Annotated in this window: 18 protein-coding genes; 6 read left to right on the top strand and 12 right to left on the bottom strand. The window is 70.0% G+C overall.

Annotated features, from left to right (window positions below):
- Positions 1-22: 22 nt before the first annotated feature.
- Entirely contained in the window at positions 23-925 is a 903-nt protein-coding gene (locus AQJ54_RS02690; RefSeq protein ID WP_062233478.1) for a helix-turn-helix domain-containing protein, read from the top strand.
- Positions 926-969: 44 nt separating this feature from the next.
- Here the strand turns inward: AQJ54_RS02690 and AQJ54_RS02685 are convergent, their stop codons facing one another.
- The 7 genes from AQJ54_RS02685 to AQJ54_RS02655 form a co-directional block, all read right to left on the bottom strand.
- The gene (locus tag AQJ54_RS02685) at positions 970-1,740 is read right to left on the bottom strand and encodes a group II truncated hemoglobin (RefSeq protein ID WP_062233475.1); all 771 of its coding nucleotides are present in this window, start codon (positions 1,738-1,740) and stop codon (positions 970-972) included.
- Between the two features lie 73 nt (positions 1,741-1,813).
- A complete protein-coding gene (locus AQJ54_RS02680; RefSeq protein ID WP_248845286.1) occupies positions 1,814-5,134 on the bottom strand; it encodes a S8 family peptidase in 3,321 nt (1,106 codons plus the stop codon).
- 188 nt (positions 5,135-5,322) lie between these two features.
- Positions 5,323-6,006 carry an ABC transporter ATP-binding protein gene (locus AQJ54_RS02675; protein WP_062023785.1) on the bottom strand — a complete coding sequence of 228 codons (684 nt, stop codon included), beginning with the start codon at positions 6,004-6,006 and terminating at the stop codon, positions 5,323-5,325.
- 266 nt (positions 6,007-6,272) lie between these two features.
- The gene (locus tag AQJ54_RS02670) at positions 6,273-7,727 is read right to left on the bottom strand and encodes an ABC transporter permease (RefSeq protein WP_062023783.1); all 1,455 of its coding nucleotides are present in this window, start codon (positions 7,725-7,727) and stop codon (positions 6,273-6,275) included.
- A gap of 260 nt (positions 7,728-7,987) precedes the next feature.
- On the bottom strand, positions 7,988-11,299 hold the full coding sequence (locus AQJ54_RS02665; RefSeq protein WP_062233470.1) for a S8 family peptidase: 3,312 nt from the start codon (positions 11,297-11,299) through the stop codon (positions 7,988-7,990).
- Between the two features lie 279 nt (positions 11,300-11,578).
- Entirely contained in the window at positions 11,579-12,847 is a 1,269-nt protein-coding gene (locus tag AQJ54_RS02660) for a L,D-transpeptidase (RefSeq protein WP_062023779.1), read from the bottom strand.
- A gap of 206 nt (positions 12,848-13,053) precedes the next feature.
- Positions 13,054-13,398, bottom strand: a complete 345-nt coding sequence (locus tag AQJ54_RS02655; protein ID WP_062233467.1) for a hypothetical protein — start codon at positions 13,396-13,398, stop codon at positions 13,054-13,056.
- Between the two features lie 130 nt (positions 13,399-13,528).
- Between AQJ54_RS02655 and AQJ54_RS02650 the strand changes: the two genes are divergently transcribed.
- Positions 13,529-13,810 carry an LPXTG cell wall anchor domain-containing protein gene (locus AQJ54_RS02650; RefSeq protein WP_062023776.1) on the top strand — a complete coding sequence of 94 codons (282 nt, stop codon included), beginning with the start codon at positions 13,529-13,531 and terminating at the stop codon, positions 13,808-13,810.
- Positions 13,811-13,985: 175 nt separating this feature from the next.
- On the opposite strand, the gene hutH is transcribed toward AQJ54_RS02650, so the two are convergent.
- The 3 genes from hutH to AQJ54_RS02635 form a co-directional block, all read right to left on the bottom strand.
- Entirely contained in the window at positions 13,986-15,524 is a 1,539-nt protein-coding gene (gene hutH, locus AQJ54_RS02645) for a histidine ammonia-lyase (protein ID WP_062023774.1), read from the bottom strand.
- Positions 15,525-15,605: 81 nt separating this feature from the next.
- Positions 15,606-16,754, bottom strand: a complete 1,149-nt coding sequence (locus AQJ54_RS02640; RefSeq protein WP_062023772.1) for a GGDEF domain-containing protein — start codon at positions 16,752-16,754, stop codon at positions 15,606-15,608.
- Positions 16,755-17,143: 389 nt separating this feature from the next.
- On the bottom strand, positions 17,144-17,947 hold the full coding sequence (locus AQJ54_RS02635; RefSeq protein ID WP_062234858.1) for an enoyl-CoA hydratase/isomerase family protein: 804 nt from the start codon (positions 17,945-17,947) through the stop codon (positions 17,144-17,146).
- Positions 17,948-18,158: 211 nt separating this feature from the next.
- Between AQJ54_RS02635 and AQJ54_RS02630 the strand changes: the two genes are divergently transcribed.
- Positions 18,159-18,824 carry a hypothetical protein gene (locus tag AQJ54_RS02630; RefSeq protein ID WP_062233464.1) on the top strand — a complete coding sequence of 222 codons (666 nt, stop codon included), beginning with the start codon at positions 18,159-18,161 and terminating at the stop codon, positions 18,822-18,824.
- A gap of 45 nt (positions 18,825-18,869) precedes the next feature.
- Here AQJ54_RS02630 and AQJ54_RS02625 read toward each other — a convergent pair whose 3' ends face one another.
- Together AQJ54_RS02625 and AQJ54_RS02620 are read right to left on the bottom strand one after the other, a co-directional pair.
- Entirely contained in the window at positions 18,870-19,961 is a 1,092-nt protein-coding gene (locus AQJ54_RS02625; protein ID WP_062233462.1) for an adenylate/guanylate cyclase domain-containing protein, read from the bottom strand.
- A gap of 105 nt (positions 19,962-20,066) precedes the next feature.
- Positions 20,067-20,930: a biotin--[acetyl-CoA-carboxylase] ligase gene (locus AQJ54_RS02620; RefSeq protein ID WP_062233458.1), complete on the bottom strand. Its 864-nt coding sequence runs from the start codon at positions 20,928-20,930 to the stop codon at positions 20,067-20,069.
- A 111-nt stretch (positions 20,931-21,041) separates the two neighbouring features.
- Here AQJ54_RS02620 and AQJ54_RS02615 point away from each other — a divergent pair, with 111 nt between their 5' ends.
- From AQJ54_RS02615 to mmpB, 3 genes are all read left to right on the top strand, one after another.
- On the top strand, positions 21,042-22,634 hold the full coding sequence (locus tag AQJ54_RS02615; RefSeq protein ID WP_020141426.1) for an acyl-CoA carboxylase subunit beta: 1,593 nt from the start codon (positions 21,042-21,044) through the stop codon (positions 22,632-22,634).
- A gap of 9 nt (positions 22,635-22,643) precedes the next feature.
- On the top strand, positions 22,644-22,850 hold the full coding sequence (locus AQJ54_RS02610) for an acyl-CoA carboxylase subunit epsilon (protein WP_062233455.1): 207 nt from the start codon (positions 22,644-22,646) through the stop codon (positions 22,848-22,850).
- Positions 22,851-22,985: 135 nt separating this feature from the next.
- Entirely contained in the window at positions 22,986-23,114 is a 129-nt protein-coding gene (gene mmpB, locus AQJ54_RS47375; protein WP_107047818.1) for a morphogenic membrane protein MmpB, read from the top strand.
- The last annotated feature ends 63 nt before the right edge of the window (positions 23,115-23,177 follow it).

Below are 23,177 nucleotides of genomic sequence, written 5' to 3'. Positions count from 1 at the left end.
TACGACCGTGAATACTTGACGTATGGACGAGATGGCCGAGGAACGCACCGGAGGCGGCTCACTGGACCGGCGTGCCGAGCTCAGCGAGTTTCTGCGCACCCGGCGGGCCCGGCTGAAGCCGGAGGACGTGGGGCTGCCGGAGTTCGGGCGGCACCGCCGGGTGCCCGGGCTGCGGCGCGAGGAGCTGGCGCAGCTGGCGGGCGTCTCCGTGGCGTACTACACCCGCCTCGAGCAGGGCAACGGGCGCAACGTCTCGGCGGAGGTCCTGAACGCGATCGCCCGCGCACTGCGGCTGAGCGACGCCGAGTCGGCGCACCTGACGCATCTGGCGAGGCCGAAGCAGCACAAGAAGAAGGCGGGCGCGCGGACCGAGCAGGTGCGCGGGCCGTTGCGGCAGCTGCTGGACTCGATCGAGGTCCCGGCGTACGTCTCGGGGCGCCGGTCGGACATCCTCGCCTGGAACCGGATGGCGGCGGCGGTCTTCGGGGACTGGTCGGAGCTGCCGGTGGAGGAGCGGAACTGGGCCCGGCTGGTGTTCCTGAAGCCGGAGTACCGCGAGCTGTTCGTGGACTGGGACCAGAAGGCGTACGACATGGTCAGCTATCTGCGGATGGACGCCGGCTGCCACGCCGACGACCCGCTGCTGTCCACGCTGGTCGGTGAGCTCTCGCTGAAGAGCGAGGAGTTCCGGCGGCTGTGGGCCACGCACGACGTCAAGGAGAAGACCTACGGCGTCAAGCGGCTCCGGCATCCGCTGGTCGGCGACCTGGCCCTGCACTTCGAGTCCTTCCGCCTGTCCGACGGCACCGACCAGGCCCTGATCACCTACCACGCGGAACCGGGCTCCCCCTCGGCGGAAGCCCTCCGCCTCCTGGCCAGCTGGGGCGCGGACGCGACCCGGGCGGGGGAGTCGGCGCGCCCCTGAACACCGGGCAGCGCACCAAGGTCCGCTCCCCCTCCCACTCCCCCTCATCCCCGATACGGCGGCGCCGCCCCCCACGACCACACAGGAACCGGCTGTTCCGCCGGCGGCTTCGCGTCCGGGCCCGAGAAGTGGACCGCGAGACGGGTGCCCCACTCCACGTACGCGAGGAACGCCGAGCGGAACTCCGGGTCGGTGGGCAGGCCGGCCTCGTCGGCGGCGTCCTGGATGAGGTTGAGCCAGCGGCGGCGCTGCGGCTCGGTGATCCCGCGGCCCATGTGCTTGGCGACCATGTGGCCGTGTCCGCCCTGCGTCTCGGAGTAGGCGGGCGGTCCGCCGAAGACCTCGGTGAGCCAGAGCGCCACGTGCTCGGCGTGCTCCGGGGCCAGGCCCTCGAACACCGGGGCCAGGAGGTCGTCGGCGAGGACCTTCTCGTAGAAGACCGTGGTGAGCCGGGAGAAGGCCTCCGCGCCGCCCGCCCAGGCGAACAGCGTGGGGACGGCGGCGCCCCGGCCGCGGACCGCCGTCGGCTTGTAGTGCCGCATCTCCTCGATGTTCTCGATGTACGGCCGGATGTCGGCGAGGAAGTCCGGGAACAGCTCCGACTTGCGGAAGCCCTCCAGGTGGTCCTCGGTCGAGGTCCAGGTGATGCGCAGGACGTAGTGCTCGAAGTCCTCCTCGCAGCGCGCGAGTTCGTAGTCGACGCACTGCGGGGCCGCCGCCAGCTTGGCCGAGGCGTGGGTGTAGGCGGACAGGAACTCCGCCGAGCGGTCTTCCGGGATGCGGTAGCGGATGTACTCGACGGTCTCTGTGGTCATACGGCCACTCAAACACGGACGCCCGCCGGAAGCAGTGCTTCCGGCGGGCGTCTCATCTAACGCTCGCTACAGGTCACTTCCCGTAGTACGCGTTGTAGATCGAGATCGTCGACTTGTTGCCCTTCTTGTCGGCGATCTTGGCGTGGAAGGAGATGGCCTTGTCCTTCGCCGGGTTCTTCACGGTGATCTGGCCGTCCTTGACTGTGACCTTCTTCCAGGTCTGGCCGTAGTCGTACGACACGTACACCGAGAGGGACTTCAGGTTCGAGCCCTTGGCGGCGCCCTCGACCGTCAGCGGGATCTTGACCGTCTTGCCGGCCTCGACCCGGTTGTCCAGGCCCGTCTTCGCGTTGAAGCGGACCATGGAGGCCGGGAGGGTGGCCGCGTTGTCGCCGGTCGGCTTCTTGGACTTGAACTCCCAGCTCGCGTCGATGCGGGTGGAGGCCGCCGCGACCTTGACGCTGCGCTTGACCGACGTGGTCAGCTTGTACTTGGCCTCGCCGGACGGGACCGTGAACTCCTTGCCGCCGAACAGCGGGTCGTCGTTCGTGCCGACCTTGACGCCGTTGCGGTACAGGCTGGTGCTGACCGCGGTGAAGTCGGAGGAACCGGCGTGGCCGGCACCGTCGGCGAACAGCGGCACAATGCCGTAGATCGCGTTCTCGTAGCGGAACAGCCCGTAGTACTTGTTCAGGTGCGGGCCGAAGACCGCGGTGTTGAAGGTCTTCGTGTACTTCTGGCCGGCCTTGAAGGTCTGCGCGTCGTCCAGGGTGTAGTAGGCCTCCGTGATCGGGAAGCCGTCCGCGTCCTTGCCCTTGTACTGCGACAGGTCGTACATCCACTTGACCTTGTCGACCGTCGACAGGTACAGCGTGCGGGTGCTCGGCAGTTTCTGCTCGAACGCCATGCCGAGGGTGAAGTCGGTCGGGAAGAAGCCCATCACGGACATCGCGCCGGTCTTGCCGGAGACACCGGAGCCGAGGTTGTTCTTCACGGTGGCGAGCTCACCGGCCTTGAAGTGCCGGACCTTGTCGCCCTGGATCTTCTTGACGTCGGCGGTGGTTGCCACGTCGTACTCGGCCTGGTCACCCTTGGTCCACTGACCGCTCCAGGTCTGGTGCAGACCGGAGACCTCGCCGCCGAGCGGGGCCACGCGGACGCCCTCGAAGGACTTGAGACCGATGCTGAAGCCGATGCCGGCCGCGTCGTAGTTGTAGCCGATCACACCGAGCTGCTGCTTGGCCTGCGCGTCCGGGACGGTGATGTCGGACGTCTTGGTCTTGCGGGCGTCGATCGTCACCGAGACGTTCTTGGTGACGCTCAGCTTGGGCTGGACCAGCCAGTCCACGCCGCCCTCGAAGTTCACGAAGTCCTTGGCGATCCAGGCGTCCAGCAGGTAGTTGCCCTTGGGGACGCGCATCGTCGTCGTACCGGACGGCGCGACGGTCACCTGGAAGCCGCGGCCCTCGCCGAGACCCGAGTAGCCGTAGAGGATGGTGTTGTAGTCGGCGGTCGGATTGCCGTCACGGCCGATGTGCTTGATCGTGACGTCGTACGACTCGATCTCGCGCTGCACCGCGGCCCCGGTGCGCACGGTCTGGCCGCCGCCGGTCGCCGTCACGTACGCCGAGTAGGCGCCGTCGAGCGTGCCGCCCAGCTTGGTGTTCACGGTGAAGTCGACGGAGGCTGTGCCGCCCGCCGGAACCGTCACCGTGGTCGCGGCCAGCTTGAAGAAGCCCGCCGGAGCGGCCTGGCCCTTCGGGTTGGTCGCCGTCGACGCCAGCTTCAGCGTCACGTCCTTCGTGCCCAGGTTGCGGTAGGTCAGCTTCTTGGTGACCGGCTTGTCGTCGGTGTGCGGCCACAGCTGCGTACCGAAGCTCACCGACACCGGGTCGGCGATCACGGTCTGCTTGATGGCCTTGTCCACCTGGATACGGCCCGAACCCTGCTGGAACGGCGTGTACTTGCCGCCCTTCGTGGACCCGGTCAGGGCGCCCTTGAGCTCGGCGTAACCCCAGTCCGGGTGCTCCTGCTTAAGGATCGCCGCCGCACCCGCGACATGCGGAGTCGCCATCGACGTACCGGAGATGGTCAGGTAGCCCGGCGGCTTCTCACCGACCTCCTGGTCGATGACACTGCCCTTGGCCGCTGCGGCCGTGATGTCCACGCCGGGCGCGGTGACGTCCGGCTTGATGGCTCCGTCCCCGACGCGGGGACCGGTGCTGGAGAAGTCGGCCAGCTTGTCCTTGTCGTCGACGGCGCCGACGGTGAGCGCGGCGTCCGCGCTGCCTGGCGAACCGATGGACTCCGGACCGGAATTGCCGGCCGCGATGGCGAACAGGATGCCCTTCTCGGCGGAGAGCTTGTTGACCTCCGCCTCCAACGGGTCGATCTCCGGGGTGTCGCCGCCGCCCAGGCTGAGGTTGACGACGTCGGCGCCCTGCGCTGCGGCCCACTCCATGCCGGCGAGGATGCCGGAGTCGTCACCGGAGCCGGTGTCGTCGAGGACCTTGCCGTTGAGGATCCTGGCGCCGGGCGCGACGCCCTTGTACTTGCCGCCCGACTTGGCGCCGGTGCCCGCCGCGATGGACGCGACATGCGTGCCGTGACCGAACTTGTCGGTCGCGTCGGCCGCGGCGGAGAAGTTCTTGGACTCGACCACCTGGGTCTTGAGGTCCGGGTGGGTCGCATCGACACCGGTGTCCAGGACGGCGATCTTGACGCCCTTGCCGTCGTAACCGGCCGCCCACGCCTTGGGAGCGCCGATCTGCGGCACGGACTTGTCCAGACTGGCCTTGCGGACACCGTCGAGCCACACGTGCGCGATACCCGAGGCGGTCTTGTCGCCGCTGGTGACCGCGTCCCACAGCTCGGGCGTTTCCTTCTGCGGCGTCTGGACGGCGTCCGCGTTGAGCGTCTTCAGGGTCCGCCGCAGGGTGCCCGCGTCCCGTACGTCGGCCTTGGCCGCGCTCGCCGCGCCCTGGTAGCCGACGATGACCTTCAGCCCCTTGGCCTGGGACTTGCGGAGGGCGGCCTTGTTGAGCTCGGTGACGTCGAACAGCCGCTGGTCGAGCTTGCCGCTCGCGACCATGCGGACCGCGTCGCCCGGGACCACGAGGGTGTGGCCGTCGACCTTGCGGATCTGCACGGGTATGTGTTCGCGCCCCTTCGCCCGCTCCAGGCCGACGACCCGGCCCTTGGCGTCGACGACGACACGGTCACCGGTGATCAGAGTGATGCGGTGCTTCGCGGTGAGGGCGGCACCGGCGGACTTCGACGCGCCCACCCCCTGCTGCGCGTCCGCCGTGGCAGGGCTGGTCATTCCCGCCGCGAGCGCTACCGCGGCCGCCGTGGCGACCGTGGCCGCGCATGCCTTTTTCACTTGTCTGCGCAAGATTCCCCCTTGCAGAAGGACCGGGTGAATTCCCCGTTCACCCGGGCGGGGGTGGTCTCGCACACCTGCGCGTGCACCCCCCGGAATCGCAGTATGCCGAGGGGTGATCACATCGTTCAATAGACAACTCGCCGACAGCAAAGTCTGTTACAAGACTGCCGGATTCAGGGCAAGTTGAGGCCTCGTGCTCAGGTCGCCGCGTTCTCCTTCACGGTGATCCGGCCCTTGCGGATGGTCGCCAGACGGGGGGCCTTCTTCGCGATCGCGGAGTCGTGGGTGACCATGATGAAGGTCAATCCCAGCTCCTTCCACATGCGTTCGAGCACGTCCATGATCTCGTCGCGCATCGACTCGTCGAGGTTGCCGGTCGGTTCGTCGGCGAGGAGCACCTTCGGCTGCTTGACGAGGGCCCGGGCGATGGCGACCCGCTGCTGCTGTCCGCCGGACATCTCGGAGGGCAGATGCGCGAGCCGCTCCCCGAGCCCGACGGAGGTGAGCGCCTCCGCAGCCCGGTCCCTGCGCTCCTTGCCCTTCACGCCGAGGGGTACGAGGGCGGTCTCCACGTTCTCCTGGGCCGTGAGGGTGGGGATCAGGTTGAAGGACTGGAAGACGAAGCCGATGTTCTCGCTGCGGACCTTGGTGAGCCTGGCCTCCGACAGCCTGGCCAAGTCGGTGCCGTCCAGCACGACTTCGCCCTCGGTGGGCTTGTCGAGACCGCCGAGCATCTGGAGGAGGGTCGACTTGCCGCCGCCGGTGGGGCCCTGGATGACGAGGCGGTCCCCGTCGGCGATGGTGAGGTCGACCCCGGCGAGCGCGTCGACGGTGTCCTTGCCTCGGGAGTAGCGCTTGGTGACGTTTCTCAGTTCGTACACGGTGAGCTCCTGGGTATGGGTCTGGGTTCGTGTTCGGCCGCGGGTCGGTGGGGGTTTGCCGCGCAGTTCCCCGCGCCCCTGAGTGGGTGCGGGCCAGGCACGTCCAGCTGCAACCCACCTGGGGGCGCGGGGAACTGCGCGACCAGCCACGACGCACCTGCACCCGCGCGACCACAAGGCGAGGCACATCCATAGGCGCACCTGCACCCGCGCGACCACAAGGCGAGGCACATCCATAGGCGCACCGGCACCACAGCCGACGTCCGCTACTCGACTCGCCGCAACGCGTCCGCCGGCCGCAGCCGCGACGCCCGCCACCCGCCGAACGCCCCGGCGATGAGACCACCGGCCACCGCCAGACCGACCGCGATCGCGACGGTCGTCAGGCTGACCGGAGCGCTGAGGGAGACGTCCAGCGTCCTGGCGGCAGCCCGCCGGCCAAAGCCGCCGAACCCGCCCCCACCACCGGCACCGCCGCCTCCCCCGCCGCCCAACTGGGCTTGCAACGTGGGGCTGATGGCCGTCACCGCATACGCTCCCGCGAGGCCCAGGGCGATGCCCAGGACGCCTCCCAGCAGTCCGTTGACCATGGCCTCGCCGACGACCTGCCGGGTCACCCGCCCCGACTTCCAGCCCAGCGCCTTGAGCGTGCCGAACTCCCGCACCCGGCGCGAGACGGCGGAGGAGGTGAGCAGACCGGCCACGAGGAACGCGGCGACCAGGACGGCGATGGAGAGCCACTTGCCGACGTTGGACGCCAGGGAGGAGGCCGTGGACAGCGATCCGGACACCGTGCTCGCGAGGTCCGCCGAGGTCGTCACCGTGGTGCCCGAGATGTTCTTCTGGATCGACGACTTGACGGAGTCGATCTTCTGGGAGTCGGTCGCCTTGACGTAGATCGTGGTGACCTTGTTCTTCGAGTCGCTGAGGGTCTGCGCCTGGGTGAGCGGGATGTAGACGTTGGCGGCCGCGTCCCCGCTGTCCGCGGTGGCGATGCCGATCACCGTGAACTTGACGCTCTTGATGGTCAGGGTGGAGCCGACCTTGAGCTTCTTCTCCTTGGCGTACGCGGAGTCGAGGACGGCGACCTTGGCGTTCGTCTCGGTCGACTTGAACGTACGGCCGCTGGTGAGCTTGGAGGAGGTCAGCGGGCCGAGGGCCGGCCGGGTGACGTCCGTGCCGTAGACGGAGTAGTTGTTGACGTCGAAGTTCGCGCCGCCGCCCCGCACTTCACCCTGCGGCTCGCCGGTACCGCCGCCGCGGCGGAAGCCGCCCTCGCCGCCGCCGTTGCCGTTCTGCTGGAACTCGCCCCGGGTGAACTGGCCGTTGATCTTGATGACCTGGAGGCTCAGCCCGCCGACCGCGTCGGAGACACCGGACTGCTGGTCGACCTTGGTGACGGTGGAGGTGGGCAGGGTCTCGAAGCCCTGCACCAGAACACGGTCGCTGCTCTGCTCCGCGTCGGAGCCGTTGTCCTGCGCGTCGAACCGGAAGCGCGGCCGGTCGGAGGAGTCGGCCTGCGGCTGGGCCGCCTTGGTGACGGTCATGTCGGTGCCCAGCCCGTAGAGGGACTGGAGCACCTTGTCCTGGGCCTTCCCCATGCCGGACGACACGGAACTGACCACGATGACCAGCGCGATCCCGAGCGCGAGCCCGGAGGCGACGACGAGGGCCGCCTTTCTGCGGCGGCGCAGCTCGCGCCTCAGGTAGGTGAAGAACATGCCCGCAAGCTAGGTACGACGCGTGATGACTCGCTAAGCCCCTTATAAGAGCTGCATGAGAAGCCTGTCCGCGAGCCGGGGACGAGCCGTCACGGGGCTGTCAGACCGGCGGGGCACGGGGCGGGCCCCGCAGGCCCCGCCGTACCCGTCGCGCCCGCCGCACCCGCCGCGCCCGCCGCACAGGAAAGGCCCATCGCACGGGAAAGGCCCGCCGGAAGCGGTGTGCTTCCGGCGGGCCCTCAACTACCGCTCCCTACGGCTCACTTCCCGTAGTACGCGTTGTAGATCGAGATCGTCGACTTGTTGCCCTTCTTGTCGGCGATCTTGGCGTGGAAGGAGATGGCCTTGCCCTTCGCCGGGTTCTTCACGGTGATCTTGCCGCCCGTGACCGTGACCTTCTTCCAGGTCTGGCCGTAGTCGTACGACACGTACACCGACAGGGACTTCAGGTTCGAGCCCTTGGCGGCACCCTCGACCGTCACCGGGATCTTGACCGTCTTGCCGGCCTCGACCCTGCTGTCCAGACCCGTGGCCGCGTTGAAGCGGACCGTGGAGGCGGGCAGCTTGGTGAGGTCGCCGGTCTTCTTGGACGCGAACGTCCAGCTGGCGTCGATCCGGGTGGAGGCCGCCGCGACCTTGACGCTGCGCTTGACCGAGGTCGTCAGCTTGTAGTCGGCCTTGCCCGCCGGGACCTTGAAGGTCTTCTCACCGAAGAGGGGGTCGTCGTTGGAGCCGACCTTGACGCCGTTCTTGTACAGCGTGGTCTTCACCGAGGTGAACTCCGAGGAACCGGGGTTGCCCTGGCCGTCCGCGAACAGCGGCAGGGAGCCGAAGATCTCGTTGCCCTTGCGGTAGAGACCGTAGTCGGCGCCCAGACGCGGGCCGAAGACCGCGGTGTTGAAGGTCTTCGCGTACGACTTGCCGCCCTGGAAGGACAGCGGAGCGCCGACCGTGTAGTACGCGTCGCTGATCGGGAAGCCGTCCGGGGCGACCCCGCTGTACTGCTCGAACGACAGGCCCCACTTCACACCGCTGACCGTCGACAGGTGCAGGGTGCGGGTGCTGGGCAGGGCCTGCGGGAAGTTGATCGAGGAGCCCGAGAAGGAGCCGGGCAGCCAGCCCGTGGCGCTGACCGCGCCCTTCTTGCCGCTCGCCGCCGCGCCCAGGCCGACCTTCACCTTGGCCAGCTCGCTCGCCTTGTAGTGCTTGGTGTAACCGGTGGGGAACTGCTTGACCTTGCCGCCGGCCACGGTGTCGTACTGCTCGGTGGCGCCCTTGCTCCAGTGCCCGTCGAACTGCTGGGTGAGGGAGCCGTCGGTCACCTGCGGGCCGAAGTGCGCGGTACGGAAGCCCGCGTACGTGTCCAGGAACCAGCCGTATCCGAACCCGCCGTCGGCCGTGTCGATCTGGAAGCCGGGCATGGCGAACTCCGACTTGGCGGCCGCGTCCGGCACGGTGATGTCCACCGGCTTGGCCTTGCGCGAGTCCAGCGTCACCGTCGTGTTCTTGGTGACGTTCAGCTTCGGCTGGACCAGCCAGTCGGTGCCCTTGGTGGCGTCCTCCGGGTCCACGAAGGTGGAGGAGTTGAGGATGTAGCCACCCTTGGGCACTCGTACGGTGACGGAGCCGTCCGCGTCGTACGGCGTGAACCACCTGCCACTGCCGAGGCCGGAGACGCCCGACAGGTCGGCGCCGTAGTTCTTGGTCAACTTGCCGTCACGGTCGAGCACGTTCAGCGTGACGTCGTACGACTCGATCTCGCGCTGCACCGCGGCGGCCGTGCGCACGGTCTGACCGCCGCCCGTCGCCGTCACGTACGCCGAGTAGGCGCCGTCGAGGGTGCCGCCCAGCTTGGTGTTGACCGTGACATCGACGGAGGCCGTGCCGCCCGCCGGAACCGTCACCGTGGTCGCGGCCAGCTTGAAGAAGCCCGCCGGAGCGGCCTGGCCCTTCGGGTTGGTCGCCGTAGACGCCAGCTTCAGAGTGACGTCCTTCGTGCCCAGGTTGCGGTAGGTCAGCTTCTTGGTGACCGGCTTGTCGTCGGTGTGCGGCCACAGCTGCGTACCGAAGCTCACCGACACCGCATCCGCGATGACGGACTGCTTGATGGCCTTGTCCACCTGGATACGGCCCGACCCCTGCTGGAACGGCGTGTACTTGCCGCCCTTCGTCGAGCCCGTCAGGGCGCCCTTCAGCTCGGCGTAACCCCAGTCGGGGTGCTCCTGCTTCAGGATCGCCGCCGCACCCGCGACATGCGGAGTCGCCATCGACGTACCGGAGATCGTGAGGTAGCCCGGCGGCTTCTCACCGACCTCCTTGTCGATGACACTGCCGGGAGCGGCCGCCGCGGTGATGTCCACACCCGGCGCGGTCACGTCGGGCTTGATCTGCCCGTCGAGGCCGGGGCCGGTGCTGGAGAAGTCGGCCAGCTTGTCCTTGTCGTCGACCGCGCCGACGGTCAGGGCGGAGGCGGCGCTGCCCGGCGAACCGATGGACTCCGGACCGGAGTTGCCGGCCGCGATGGCGAACAGGATGCCCTTGGTCTCCGAGAGCTTGTTGACCTCGGCTTCCAGCGGGTCGATCTCCGGGGTGTCGCCGCCGCCGAGGCTGAGATTGACGACGTCGGCGCCCTGCTCGGCCGCCCACTCCATGCCCGCGAGGATCTGCGAGTCGTCGCCGTAGCCGTCGTCGCTGAGCACCTTGCCGTTGAGGATCTTGGCGCCGGGCGCGACGCCCTTGTACTTGCCGCCCGACTTGGCACCGGTGCCCGCCGCGATGGACGCGACGTGCGTGCCGTGACCGAACTTGTCGGTCGCGTCCGCGGAGGTCGAGAAGTTCTTCGAGGCGATCACCTGGGTCTTGAGGTCCGGGTGGGTCGCATCGACACCGGTGTCCAGGACGGCGATCTTGACGCCCTTGCCGTCGTAACCGGCCGCCCACGCCTTGGGAGCGCCGATCTGCGGCACGGACTTGTCCAGACTGGCCTTGCGGACACCGTCGAGCCACACGTGCGCGATACCCGAGGCGGTCTTGTCGCCGTTGGTGACCGCGTCCCACAGCTCGGGCGCGTCGTCCTTCGGGGTCTGCACCGCGTCGGCGTTGAGGGAGGCCAGGGAGTGGCGGAGCGTGCCCGCGTCCCGTACGTCGGCCTTGGCGGCGCTCGCCGCGCCCTGGTAGCCGACGATGACCTTCAGTCCCTTGGCCTGGGACTTGCGGGTGGCGGCCTTGTTGAGCTCGGTGACGTCGAACAGCCGCTGGTCGAGCTTGCCGCTCGACACCAGGCGGACGACGTCGGACGGCAGCACATAGGTGTGGCCGTCGGCCTTGCGGAGCTGCACCGGTATGTGCGCGCGCCCCTTCGCGGGCTCCAGGCCGACGACGCGGCCCTTGGCGTCCACGACGACACGGTCACCGGTGATCAGGGTGATGCGGTGGTGGGGCGTGAGCTGGGCCTTGCCGGACCGCGAGACGCTCGCGGTCTGTTGCGCGTCCGCCGAGGCGGGGCTGGTCATTCCCGCCGCGAGCGCTACCGCGGCCGCCGTGGCGATCGTGGCCGCGCATGCCTTTTTCACTTGTCTGCGCAAGTTTCCCCCTTGCAGAAGGACCGGGTGAATTCCCCGTTCACCCGGGCGGGGGGAGTTTCGCACGCATGTACGTGCACCCCCCGGTGCCCGCAGTATGCCGAGGGGTGATCACGACGTTCAACAGAAAACTCGCCGACAGCAAAGTCTGTTACAAGACCGCCGGATTCAGGGGGAGTTGAGGCTGCGCTCGGCCCGAGACGCAGAAACGCGCCCGCCACCCGTGAGGGCGGCGAGCGCGTTGTACGGCGTTCTGCGAAGCGCTCGGCGTCAGACCGCCGACCCCGCCTTCCAGTCGGCCCAGCTCAGGTTCCAGCCGTTGAGACCGTTGTCCGGGGCCACCGTCTTGTCGCCGGTGTTCTTGACGACCACGACGTCACCGACGATCGAGTGGGTGTACATCCAGTACGCCGCGGTGCCGGTGTCGTTGGCGCCCTTGGTGTCGGACAGGCCCACGCAGCCGTGGCTGGTGTTCACGGAGCCGAAGATGGACTTGGCGCCCCAGTAGTTCCCGTGCATGAAGGTGCCGGAGTTGGTGAGCCGGATGGCGTGCGGCACGTCCTTGATGTCGTACTCGCCCTTGCCGTCGTCGTCGGTGAAGCCCACGGTCGCGCCGTTCATGCGCGTCTCCTTGAACTTCTCGGACATCACCATGACGCCTTCGTACGTCTTGTTCTCCGGCGAGCCGGCCGAGATCGGGATCGTCTTGATCGTCTGGCCGTTCTGCGTGACCTTCATCTGCTTGGTCTTGGCGTCGACGTACGAGACCTGGTTGCGGCCGATCTTGAAGGTGACCGTCTTCTGCTGGACGCCGTAGACCCCGTTGGCACCCTCCACCCCGTCGAGCGCGAGCTTCAGCGTGACGGTGGAGTTCTCCTTCCAGTAGTCCTCGGGGCGGAAGTCGATGCGGTTGGCGTTGAACCAGTGACCGACGACCTCCTGACCGCTGCTGGAGGAGACGGTGATGCCCTTCTGGACGGCCGCCTTGTTGGTGATCGCCTTGTCGAAGTTGATCGACACCGGCATGCCCACGCCGACCGTCGAGCCGTTCTCCGGCGTGAAGTTGCCTATGAAGCTGTTGGCCGGGGAGACCGTCGTGAAGGAGGCGTTCTCGTGGGCGGCGAGCCCGTCGGCGTCCTTGGCCTCCGCGGCGACCTTGTAGGTCGTCGAGCGCTCCAGCTGGGCGTCGGGCTTCCAGCTGGTCCTGTCCGCGGACAGCTGGCCGGCGACCTTGGTGCCGTCGGCGGTCGTCATCGTCACGTCGGTGAGCGTGCCCTTGCTCACGGTGACGGCGGCGGAGTTGTTGATGGAGGCGTTGTCGGTGCCGTCCTTGGGCGTGATCTTGATCTCGGCCTTGGAGCTCTTCTTCGCCGCCGCCTCGTCGGCCTTGGCCTGCGAGGTGTCGCCGCCGCCGCTGCCCGACGAGGAGTCGTCGCCACCGGAAGAACAGGCGGAAAGCACCAGTACCCCGCCGAGCAGTGCGGACGCGACCGTCAGGCCCCTGCGCCGCTTGCTGACCGTCATCACACGCTTCTCCATCGTTGCCGAATCCCCAGAAACCCCGAGGGTCCCCGTCAATGAACCTAAACGCTACGACCGGTTCGTCCCGTTCCACCTTCTCGGAAGGTGTGGGGCACACCACGTCCGCTGCGGCCGAGGGTGCGTCTGTCGGTTCGTGCGACTCCTGAGACGACGAAACCCCGGGCGGCGGTTGCCACCCGGGGTCAGTCGTTCCCTGGGCGCGCTCAGCCGGCAGCCTCTTCTTCGTCGTCCTCCTCGACATCATCCCCGTCGAGGTCCCAGTCCGGCGAATCCGGGTCGTAGTCGATCTGCTCACTGCTCCACGAGGCCTGGGCCAGTTCGACCCCGGGCACCTCTCCCACCAGGTCGAACGGGTCCACGAGATAGGCGAGGGCCTCGGCAGTGTCTTCTGTCACAGCACCCTCGGCGTGCGCCCGCTCCTCGTCCGGCATGTCCGGATCCTCCGCGATCCGCTCCAGCGCGGCCCGGCTGAGGGCGTCCTGGTCGTCGACCTCGACGACGAGTTCCACCCGAAGCCGTACAAAGCGTGATGTCTCTTCAGTGCTCATGCCCGGAGAGTACGGCCCGTCGCTCCCGTGACTTTCCCGTGACCCGCGTCTTTCACTAACATCGCCCCACACGGCCAATTCGCCAGTGCCACAAGGGGATCGATATTCCGTGTCATCCGTTCGCCGTCCGTTGCTGACCGCCACCGCCGCGGGGACCCTCCTGGGTGCCCTCTGGTTCGTCCCGTCCGCCAACGCGACCCAGGACAAGCCGGTCAGAACCGAGCCGTCCGTGCAGGCCACGGCGCAGGCGCGGGTCACGACCACGAGCGCGGAGACGACCGGGAACGGCGCCGAACTCGCCGACACCGGCAGCATCGACACCACGCCGTACGTCGTCGGCGGCACCCTGTTCCTCACGCTGGGTGCGGGCTTCGTCGTCTACTCGGTACGCCGGGAACGCCTCGGTTTTTAAACGCGCTTGACGTTCTCTTGGTCGGCCCTTCATGATCCGCCGCGGGCAAAGCCTCCGGCAAGGGCGACCAGTCGACCAGTCGATGGCCTTCGCCGCGCTCGACGCGCAGATGGCCGAGTTCGCATGACACCGAGGGCCCCCGCCGCGGTCGTACGGCAGGGGCCCTGGTCGCTGTCTAGCGCAGCGGTCCGGTGACGGCCTCGACCGCCTCCACCAGCCGTCCTTCCCGCACGAACACGTCGGCGGCCGCGAGGTCCGGTGCCAGGAACCGGTCGGGACCGGGACCCTCGACACCCGCCTTGCGTACGGCGGTGATGGCGGCCTGGGTCGCCGGTGCCGGGCGCAGCCCCTCGCGCAGCTCGACGGCGCGCGAGGCGGCGTAGAGCTCGACGGCGAGGACCCGGGTCAGGTTGTCGACGGCGGTGCGCAGCTTGCGCGCGGCCGACCACCCCATCGACACGTGGTCCTCCTGCATGGCGGACGAGGGGATCGAGTCCGCGGACGCCGGTACGGCCAGCCGCTTCAACTCGCTGACCAGCGCGGCCTGGGTGTACTGGGCGATCATCAGCCCGGAGTCGACACCGGCGTCGTCGGCGAGGAACGGCGGCAGCCCGTGGGACCGGTTCTTGTCGAGCAGCCGGTCGGTCCGCCGCTCGGCGATCGACGCGAGGTCGGCGACGGCGATGGCGAGGAAGTCGAGCACGTACGCCACGGGCGCGCCATGGAAGTTGCCGTTGGACTCCACACGGCCGTCGGGCAGCACCACGGGGTTGTCGACGGCCGACGCCAACTCCCGCTCCGCCACCAGCCGCGCATGGGCCATGGTGTCCCGCCCGGCCCCGGCGACCTGCGGCGCGCAGCGCACGGAGTAGGCGTCCTGGACGCGGGGCGCGTCGTCCTGGTGATGCCCGGTGAGCTCCGAACCCTCCAGCACGGCCAGCATGTTGGCGGCGGAGGCCCCCTGCCCCGGGTGCGGCCGGATGGCGTGCAGCTCGGGCGCGAGCACCCGGTCGGTGCCGAGCAGCGCCTCCAGGCTCAACGCGGCGGTGATGTCGGCGGACTTGTAGAGCATGTCCAGGTCGGCGAGGGCCATCACCAGCATGCCGAGCATGCCGTCGGTGCCGTTGAGAAGGGCGAGCCCCTCCTTCTCCCGCAGCTCGACGGGAGCGATCCCGTGCTCGGCGAGCAGTTCCCCGGCAGGCCGTACGACACCGTCGGGGCCCTCGGCGTCCCCCTCCCCCATCAGGGTCAGGGCACAGTGCGACAGCGGCGCGAGATCACCGGAGCACCCGAGGGAGCCGTACTCGTGCACGACCGGCGTGATCCCGGCGTTGAGCACGTCGGCCATGGTCTGCGCGACCTCGGGCCGCACCCCGGTGCGTCCCGAGCAGACGGTCTTCAGCCGCAGGAACATCAGCGCCCGTACGACCTCCCGCTCCACCCGCGGCCCCATTCCGGCGGCGTGCGAGCGGACGATGTTGCGCTGCAACTGGGCCCGGAGTTCCGGGCTGATGTGCCGGGTCGCCAGGGCGCCGAAGCCGGTGCTGACGCCGTAGACGGGCTCGGGCTTGGCCGCGAGCGCGTCCACGATCCCGCGCGCGGCCGCCAGCGCCGAGACCGCCTCCCCGGAGAGCTCGACCCGGGCGCCGCCGCGCGCCACGGCAAGGACGTCGGACGCGGTGACCCCGGACGTCCCCACCACCACAGTGTGCATATCCATATTCAGGAGCGTACGCATTGAATTCGAGGATGTCACTACTGGGCCGGGGTTACGCCCCTTACCGTCCCCGACCTCTCAGGTGGGCCGCCCCCGGAACCGCCGACGCTCCGGCGAGGCCTCGGCGGGCGCGGTGTCCGCCAGCCGTACGACCGGGTCCTCGGCCCCGCCCCGCCCGGCCACCACCGGTGTCGTGGCCCGCTCGGCCTTGGCCCGGTACTGCGCGGCATCGGCGAGCCGGAACAGCCGCCGGGCCGACCGCACGGGTCCGATGGGATCCGCGGTCGAGGCGACTCCGCACGCCACGCCCTCCCCCAGCTCCAGCTCCCCCGCCCTCCGGCACAGCTCGCCGGCGGCCCGCACCACGTCGTCGGCGTCGGGCCCGACCGCGAGCAGACAGAACTCGTCCCCGCCGAGCCGCGCGGCGAGCGCCCCCGGCAGCATGGCCCCGCACAGCGACAGCACCGAGCCGAAACGTTCCAGCAGCCGGTCGCCCACGGCATGCCCCTGAGTGTCGTTCACCCGCTTGAGCCCATTGAGATCACAGACGACGAGACTCACCACGACCCCGTCCCTCTTGTGCCGCTCGACCGCCTCGTCCAGCCGCATGTCCACGGCCCGGCGGTTGGCGAGCCCGGTCAGCGCGTCCGTGAACGCGAGCCGCCTGGCCTCCTCCAGCCGCTCCGCCTGGGCGATACCGGCGGCGACGACGGCGGCCAGCACGGTGGCGAAGTCGGCGTCCTCCCGCCCGAACAGCGGGGCGCCGACGGGCCGGGCCACGTACAACTCCCCCCACGCCCGCCCGTTCAGCACGATCGGCGCGACGACACAACACCCCCTCCCCCTACGGCGCAGGGCGGCGACCCGCTGATGCACATACCCCGGCCGGCCTCCCGCAGCGGGCCCCTCCGCCGTCTCCACCCACGCGTTGGGCTCCCCACCCCCGGCCCACCGCTCGTGCAGGAACTCGGTGATCTCGGGGAACTGGTGCACCGGGTAGGCCTCCCCCTCGGGGAACTCCTCCTCGCCGGCCACGCGATCCCCGACATTGACGAGGACCCTGAGCCGCCCGAGCTCCCGCTCCCACACCGAGAGCGCGGCAAAACTCCCCCCGAGCGCACGGCACGCCCCACCGGCAGCGGCCCGCCACGCCTCCCGCGAGCCGTGGGCCGCCGCCATGCCCTGCGCCAACGAGACGACCGCGGCCAGCCGGATGTCCTCACCCATCGCTCCAGGTTAGGGAGGTTTTGGGCGGGGGCCGGGGTGTGGTTGGGCCGTTCGAGAATGCGGGTTCGGTTGTTCGGCGGGTGCGGGTCCGTCGTGGCTGGTCGCGCAGTTCCCCGCGCCCCTAGGGAGTTGCAGTCGCCCACGGCGCAAAGGGGACGGGGTGGGGGGTGTCCGCCCGCAGCGGCCGGCGTCCGGAACCGAGCACATCTCAAAGTGACCGAGCCGCCGGACCGAGGACGGATACCCCCCACCCCGGCACCGACCCACCCACCGGACGGCACGCGCTACGCACGCCCCCACCGAAGCCGAGCGGGCCGCCGCAGGCATTTCAGGGGCGCGGGGAACTGCGCAAAAACGCCCGCCCCCACCCCACCCGCAGACAAAAACCGCTAACTCGCCGAAGGCCACCGAGGCGCCCGCCGCTCAGCGAACGCCGCCACCCCCTCCGCCCGGTCCTCCGAGAACGCCACCGACCGCCACGCCGCGTCCTCCACCTCCAGCCCCGCCCTCAGATCCAACCCCTGCCCCAGCCGCAACGCCCGCTTCGCCGCCCGCAACCCCACCGGCGAGTTCGCCGCGATCCGCCCCGCCAAAGAAAGCGCGGCGGACCGGTCCTCGCCCGCCGGCACCAGCTGATCCACCAGCCCCAGCCGGTACGCCTCCTCCGCCTCCACCCGCCGCGCGGTGAAGATCAGCTCGGCGGCCCGGGCCGCCCCCACCCGCCGGGGCAGCAGCTGCGTCCCCCCGCCCCCGGGAATCACCCCCACCGACACCTCCGGCAGCCCCACCACCGCCGTACCGTCGGCCACGATCAAGTCGCAGGCGAGCGCCAGCTCGAACCCTCCGCCCAACGCGAACCCGTGCACCGCGGCGATCGTCGGCATAGGCAGCTCCAGGACCCCGGTGTACGCCGCCCGAGCCACCGGCCGCTGCCGGACCAGATCCGCGTCGCTGAAGGAGTTCCGCTCCTTCAGATCCGCCCCGACGCAGAAGGCCCGCTCATGCGTGGAGGTCACCACGACGACCCGCGCGCCCCCGTCACCCTCCAGCGCCGCGCACGCCGCCGCCACCGACCGCGCCATCTCCGTCGAGACCGCGTTCATCGCCTTGGGCCGGTCCAGAACCAGCTCGACGACCCCTTCCTCCCCGTGCCGCCGCACCAGCACGAACTCCCCGAACCGCTCCTCGCCCACCAGGCCCTCCAAGTTAACGCGGGTTAACAAGAACGCTCCGATCATCGCAGCCCCGCCCCGTCCACGAAAGGTTCCCGCCGAACCGCCCGACACCCCGTTCGAGTGACATCCCGCCCAACTCCTCCCCCACCGCCCATCGCAGCGCATAACGTGCGCCCCGCCACGGCGCACAGGGGGCGCGGGCACGGCGCGGGCACACAGGGGAGAAACGATGACGGCGACGGTCACGATGACGACGGGACTCGCGGAGGGCGAAGGCACCCGCCTCTTCGGCTCACGCGGGCCGAGAGGCCCCCGGGGCCGCCACCGCAAGCCCCGCCCCCGCAAGGTCCTCCTCGCGGCGGGCGGCCTCGCCCTGGCCGCGGGCGCGCTGAGCCTCGTACGGCTGGCCCCGGACCACACGGTGGGCGGCTTCGGCGCGACGGAGACGGACCCCCAGGCAGCACCGGACACGGACACCGGCACCACCACAGGCACGGACACCGACCCCGGCACGGACCGCGCGACCAACGCCGCCGCGACCATCGGTGCCGTCCCGAAGGTGAGCCCGTCCTCCACGGCCGTCATGGGCGGGATCTCGGCCACCCCCACAGCGGGCGCACCCCTCGCACCCACCGCGTCCGCGTCCGCCGTACCCCAGCCCTTCGCAGCGGCCCCCACGACGATCCCGGACGCTCCGAACGCACCGGCCCCGGCCCCCACGGCCACCACCGCACCCCACGCCCCGACGACGACCGCCGCCCCGCAACCGCACCCGGCGCCGACCACGGCCCCGACGACCCCGGCCCCGGCCCCCACCGCGCAGCCGACGCAGTCGTCCCGCCCCGCCCCGGGCCTGTGCGTACCGATCATCGGCCTGTGCGTGCAGCAGCGGTGAAGCCCACCGGTCGGCCATAAGCAGGTCCCGCGGAGGCCGAAGGCGCTAGGGCGTCTCGTCCCTGCGGGTCAGCAGCCACGGCTCGACCACGCCCAGCCCACGCACCGGCCGCTGCCACATCGGCTGGAGCGCGAAGCGGTAGGTCGGCGGCTCCTCGCCCTCCTTCTCGGCGGCGGCCGCGGCCTCGGCCGCCTCCGCCTCGGAGGCGGGCGCCTCGCCGTGCCGGATGAGCTCCTCCGCGAAGGCGGAGTCGACGAGCACGGCGTCCCGGGGAGCTATCGAGGTCAACCGGGAGGCGAGGTTCACCGTCGTACCGAACACATCACCCATACGGGTGGTCACGGTGCCGAAGGCGATGCCGACCCGCAGCTCCGGCATGGTCTCGTCGTTGGCCATCGTCTCGATCAGCCGCAGCGCGATCTCCGCGGCCACCGCCGCGTCGTCGGCCGCGTACAGGACCTCGTCGCCGAGGGTCTTGATGAGCCGTCCGCCGCGCGCGGCCACGAGGTCCGCGGCCGTGGTCTCGAAGGCCTCGACGAGCTCGCCGAGCTCCTCCTCCTCCATCCGGCGGGTCAGCCGCGTGAACCCCACGAGGTCCGCGAAGCCGACGCACAGCCGCCGGTCGACCATCTCCTCGTCGTCTGCGGCCTGCACGACCCGCCCCGCGGAGGCGGAGAGCTGGCGGCGCCAGACGTAGACGAGGAACTCCTCCAGCTCGGGCAGGAGCAGCTCGATGATCGGGTACGTCACCTCGGTGCGGGTCATGCCCGGTTCCGGCGGGTCGGTCAGGCCCTCAAGGAAGGAGTCGATCTGCCATTCCGCGAGCCGGGCGGTGGTCTGCCCGGTGGACCGCGCCACCTGTACCGCCATGGCCTCGCTCAGCAGCCCCGCCTCGACGAGACCGGCGAGCCGGCGCAGCGCGAGGACGTCCGCCTCGGTGAACGCCTTGGCCTGGCCGACGTCCGCGAAACCCATCGCCCGCCAGAAGCGGGTCGCCAGCTCCATGGAGACGCCGGCGGTGCGGGCCGCCTGAAAGGGGGTGTAGCGCCGCTCGGCGCCGAGAATGAGCTGTTCGAGACGCACGGCGAGCGGGTGCGGGGTCGCGTCCGCGCCGGAGCCCGTGTCGTCTACGGTCACGCCTGCTGCCCTTCCGATCTGTCACGGTCAGGTATCGACCGGCCTCAACTGTACGGCAGGTGTGCGGTAGCTCACTCCCGTTGGCGTGGAGAAGCGGTGCCGGCTCTACGCGGGTCGCAGGTGGACGATGTCCCCCGCTCCCACCGGTTCCTGCACGCCCTCCTCGGTCGCGATCACCAGGCGGCCGTCGCCGTCCACGGCCACCGCCTCGCCCACCAGCGAACGATCTCCCGGCAGCTCGGCCCGCACCCGTCTTCCCAGCGTCGCGCACCCCGCCGCATACGTCTCCTGCAAGCCGCTCACCGTCGGGTCCCCCGCCGCCGCCCGCCAGCGGTCGTACCACTCCTCCAGGGCCCGCAGTACGCCCCTCAGCAGCGGGTCCCGGTCCGTGCTCACCGCTCCGGCCAGCGCCAGCGACCCGGCGGTCGGCACCGGCAGCTCGTCCTCCCGCAGCGTGACGTTGATGCCCACGCCCACGACGACCCCGTGGTCCCCCGCCCGCTCCGCGAGGATGCCGCCCGCCTTGCGCTCCTGGCCGCCGACGGTCACCAGCAGGTCGTTGGGCCACTTCAGAGCCGTGTCGACGCCGGCCGACCGGGACAGGCCCGTCGCCACCGCCACGCCCGTCAGCAGGGGCAGCCAGCCCCAGCGTGCGACCGGGACGTCGGTCGGGGTCAGCAGGACGGAGAAGAACAGGCCGGAGCGCGCGGGCGCGGTCCACTGCCGGTCCAGGCGGCCCCGCCCGGCGGTCTGCTCCTCGGCCACGAGGACCGCGCCCTCGGCGGCCTTGCCCGCGGCGGCGCGGGCGACCAGGTCGGAGTTGGTGGAGCCGGTGCCGGTCACCACCTCGATCCCGGACCAGAGCCCGCCCTCCCGCACCAGCCCGCGGCGCAGCGCGGCGGCGTTGAGAGGCGGCCGGTCGAGGTCCGACCAGCGGCTGTCGTCTCCTGAAACATCTCGCGGCGTCATGCAAGCCACCCTAGGTGTGTGAAACGCCGCACTGCTGATTCGTAGGGGCACCACTACTCTACGGATGAGTAACCGTCCCCCCTTTTGAGCAGGCAGGGAGCCGCGAGACCGATGTCCGAGCCGGAAGAGATCGACATCCACACCACCGCGGGCAAGCTCGCGGATCTCCAGCGCCGCATCCAGGAGGCGACGCACGCCGGCTCCGAACGTGCCGTCGAGAAGCAGCACGCCAAGGGCAAGTTGACGGCCCGTGAGCGCATCGAGCTGCTCCTCGACGAGGGTTCCTTCGTCGAGCTGGACGAGTTCGCCCGGCACCGCTCCACCAACTTCGGCCTGGAGAACAACCGCCCTTACGGGGACGGTGTGGTGACCGGTTACGGCACCGTCGACGGCCGCCCGGTCGCCGTGTTCTCCCAGGACTTCACCGTCTTCGGCGGCGCGCTCGGCGAGGTCTACGGCCAGAAGATCGTCAAGGTGATGGACTTCGCGCTGAAGACCGGCTGTCCGGTCATCGGCATCAACGACTCCGGCGGCGCCCGTATCCAGGAGGGTGTGGCCTCCCTCGGCGCGTACGGCGAGATCTTCCGCCGCAACACCCACGCGAGCGGGGTCATCCCGCAGATCAGCCTGGTCGTCGGCCCGTGCGCGGGCGGTGCGGTGTACTCGCCCGCGATCACCGACTTCACGGTGATGGTCGACCAGACCTCGCACATGTTCATCACCGGGCCGGACGTCATCAAGACGGTCACCGGCGAGGACGTCGGCTTCGAGGAGCTGGGCGGCGCCCGCACCCACAACTCGGTGTCCGGCGTGGCCCACCACATGGCCGGGGACGAGAAGGACGCCGTCGAGTACGTCAAGCAGCTGCTGTCGTACCTGCCGTCCAACAACCTGTCCGAGGCGCCGGTGTTCCCGGAGGAGGCGGACCTCGCGGTCACCGACGAGGACCGCGAGCTGGACACGCTCGTCCCGGACAGCGCGAACCAGCCGTACGACATGCACACGGTGATCGAACACATCCTGGACGACGCCGAGTTCTTCGAGACGCAGCCGCTGTTCGCTCCGAACATCCTCACCGGGTTCGGCCGGGTGGAGGGCCACCCGGTCGGCATCGTCGCCAACCAGCCGATGCAGTTCGCGGGTTGCCTCGACATCACGGCGTCGGAGAAGGCCGCACGGTTCGTCCGCACGTGCGACGCCTTCAACATCCCGGTCATCACCTTCGTGGACGTGCCGGGCTTCCTGCCCGGCGTCGACCAGGAGCACGACGGCATCATCCGCCGGGGCGCCAAGCTGATCTACGCCTACGCCGAGGCGACCGTCCCGCTCATCACCGTGATCACCCGCAAGGCCTTCGGCGGCGCGTACGACGTCATGGGCTCCAAGCACCTCGGCGCGGACCTCAACCTGGCCTGGCCCACCGCCCAGATCGCCGTGATGGGCGCCCAGGGCGCGGTCAACATCCTGCACCGCCGCACGATCTCCGAGGCCGAGGCCGCCGGTGACGTGGAGGCGACCCGGGCCCGGCTGATCCAGGAGTACGAGGACGCCCTCCTCAACCCCTACATCGCGGCCGAGCGCGGCTACATCGACTCGGTGATCATGCCGTCGGACACCCGCCGCCACGTCGTGAGGGGCCTGCGCCAGCTGCGCACCAAGCGCGAGTCCCTGCCCCCGAAGAAGCACGGCAACATCCCCCTCTAAGGAGACGCTGTGAACATCAAGGTCGTCCGGGGCAACCCCACTCCGGAGGAACTGGCCGCCGCCCTGGCGGTGGTCAGGGCCCGCGCCGCGACGGCACCGGAGCCGTCCGGCGCGGAGGAACCCAGGCCCGCCTGGTCCGACCCTTCCCGGATCGCGACCCGCCGCCTGCCCCAACCGGGCCCCACAGCATGGACCCGCACCTACTGGCCGGGATGACCGGACCCACCCAGGGGCGCGGGGCTGCATCGATATGCGGCTCCGCCGCGCGGGCCCACAGAGGTTCAAAAAAGGGCGCCTGATTGAGTACCCGTACTCAGGCGCCCTGGACCGGCCAAGCCCCACGCTGGTGGCATGCTGTGGTCCGACCCCGAGAACGAGCCCCCGAAGGAACTCCGCGACATGCAGGAGATGCTTCGGCGGCTGGGCATCTTCATGGCCCTGGCCATGGTGCTCGCGATGATCGTGATCGGACTGCGCTGAACCGGCACTCCACGACCGGCACTCCACCGACCCCCACACCACCGCCCGGCACACCGCCGGGCG

The sequence above is a fragment of the Streptomyces griseorubiginosus genome (genome assembly GCF_001514195.1).
GTDB classification, from domain to species: domain Bacteria; phylum Actinomycetota; class Actinomycetes; order Streptomycetales; family Streptomycetaceae; genus Streptomyces; species Streptomyces griseorubiginosus.
This window is presented reverse-complemented; position numbering and strand designations above follow the sequence as displayed.